Consider the following 2,520-nt stretch of genomic DNA (forward strand, 5'->3'; position numbering starts at 1 on the left):
GCGAGTGCAGTCACGCTTGATCGCAGATCTTCAATTGAGCCGCTGATGTCGAGGGCTGTCGCGACAATCTCGATGCCGGCGTTACGAATGACGGTCGAGGCGCCGGACGCTCCGTCGAGGTCGGCATGAGAGGGCCCCGTCAACGCTGAGTCGATTACGAACGACGTGTTCTTCCGCGCCGCACGACTGCTTTCACGTCGAACCCAGTGCCGCCGTCGGCGATCGCTGACGATGTGTCCGATCCTTGGTAGAGAGATACTGCACGGTGGGGCTAGCGGCGGTCGAGTGTCCTGCCCTCATTCACGACATCACTACGGTGGGGCCAGTGAGAACGACGTGGCGAGAACGTACTGGGCGCGATGGGTGGGACGTCCAGTACACCGTCATTGGCGGTCGGTTCCCGAATGATCCTCTGGCTCGCGAGCGCGCCAGCACGTCCGAGCTCGAGACCCGAGCCGTGTCGCAGGCAATGGTTGCCGCCACGCTGTCAGACAGCGATGCCTCGGACGACATTCGATTCTGGTCATCGGTCGTACGCAAGGTCGTTCAGCGAGGAACCAGACCCGTCATCTTGCACGCCGATGCGTCGGTCTTTGACGTTCCAGCTCGCGACGAGTCCCGAATTCGCGCCGCTGTCGCTGGACCGGTCGACGGAGGCTGGAACCTCGACCCAAACGTCGAACTGCACCCCACCTACGAGGTTCCATTCTGGGACTTCATCAGTTCGGAGGCGCCGCACTTGCGGCGATGGTGCGCACCCCAGGTTTGGCTCGAAGGCCTCATCGGGGCGTCGACCGAATCCTCCCAACGTTGGGTTGACTTCCTCTTGCACATGCCGTGGGTGCCGACACCTGCGGTTATCGAAATCGATGGGAGCGGCCACGACGTCGCAGCTGGGGCGGATCTTGCACGCGACCGGGCCTTGAAGTCTGCAGGTATCCAGACCCGCCGAATTCGCGGAGCCGAGCTCGGCGACACCTCAAACCCCATACTGCATCGCCTGGCGACCGGGCTTCAGCCACCTTGGCTTGGCGCTCCCGATCCGGGTCTCGTTGCCGCAATCCATGGGCCCGCAGCACTCCACCGGTTCGCCTATGCGCTTGCTGAGGGAGTCGAGCGAGGGTTCCTCCGTCCGAATCGGCTGTGGAACATCGCCCTCTCCGACGACACCGGTGCCGTGGTCGAGCGAGCAAACATCGCCCTCGACATCGTCGGAGCCATCGCTGAAGCGTGGGACCTCGACATCGTGCCGAAGCAGATCGCTCTCAACGGGCGCATCTGGGAACGGTTGCCAAATGGTCGGTACCAACGCTCTGAAGAATCGACCAGCCAAGCACCCGATTTACATATCGATCTGGCTGCGTTTACGCCCCCGCATGCGGCTTTGGCGGAGACGGGTCGGCCGGCAATCGTGATTCGTGGGTGCCTTGTGCCGGTGGACCTCGCATGGACCGAGACGACCAGTGTTGAGCGCCGGAACCGCACGGCAACCGATCGTTCGCTCGCCGCGCTCGATCGAGTCGTGCGCGACATCTACGGACACGACGAGTTTCAGGAAGGCCAGCGCGAAGCAGTCAGTCGCATCCTCAGCGGAGGTGACGCGTGCGTGCTCCTGCCGACCGGCGGCGGCAAGACCCTCATCTATCAGATGGCTGGGATGCTGCGCCCCGGCGTGACCATCGTTGTCGCTCCGCTCAAGGCGCTCATTGATGACCAGGAGCGCCGGTTTCGTGAACTCGGAATGGATCGTGTCGTCGGCCTGCACTCGGGCCGTGGGCTCACTACGAACGAGCGAACACAGATCCAGCGCGCCATTGGTGGAGGAGAGGCGTGCGTTGTACTCGTCGCCCCCGAACGGCTCCAGATCGAGGGGTTCCGCGTTCAGGTTGGTGAAGCGGCCAGCCACCATCTCGTCAGCCTGGCAGTGATCGACGAAGCACACTGCGTGTCGGAGTGGGGCCACCAGTTCCGCACCTCGTACCTCCGGCTGGGTCGCAACCTCCGGCGAGTGTGTGCCGATCTCCACGACGAGCCCCCTCCGCTGCTTGCACTCACCGCCACAGCCTCGCCAAGGGTGCTCAACGACATGATGTGGGAGCTCGGGCTCGACGCCGACGACCCTGGACTCTTGCACCGGCCCTCGACATTCGAGCGGCCCAACCTCCATTACCGGGTGTTCCAGACTGACCCGCCGCACCGTAGAGCGGCGGTCACCGATGCGATCAACTGGGTCGCAGAAGAACTCGGTGAAACCCATCAGACGCTTGGGAGACCGCAGGGGGACAAGGCGTTAGCCGGCATCGTCTTCGTGCCACACGTTCGATCCGGCATGCAGCTCGGGCTCGACGCATACAGAGATGTCGTTGCCAAGGCCATGGACCTAGTGTCCTGTCAGGCTGTTCCGCCCACGAATTCGGTGTTGGTGACGTCGGCGCAATAACGGCCGAGCCGTTCAAGGATTTCGTCGGCGGTTTTGTGCCAGACGAACGGTTTCGGGTCTTCGTTCCAGTTGTCGACCCA

Annotated in this window: 1 protein-coding gene; it reads left to right on the plus strand. The window is 63.3% G+C overall.

The features are described from left to right. The first annotated feature begins 325 nt into the window (after positions 1-325). Positions 326-2,440, plus strand: a complete 2,115-nt coding sequence (locus tag ACH2EI_RS15355; RefSeq protein WP_395160665.1) for a DEAD/DEAH box helicase — start codon at positions 326-328, stop codon at positions 2,438-2,440. Positions 2,441-2,520: the final 80 nt, after the last annotated feature.

This window comes from Ilumatobacter sp. (assembly GCF_041688325.1).
GTDB lineage: Bacteria > Actinomycetota > Acidimicrobiia > Acidimicrobiales > Ilumatobacteraceae > Ilumatobacter_A.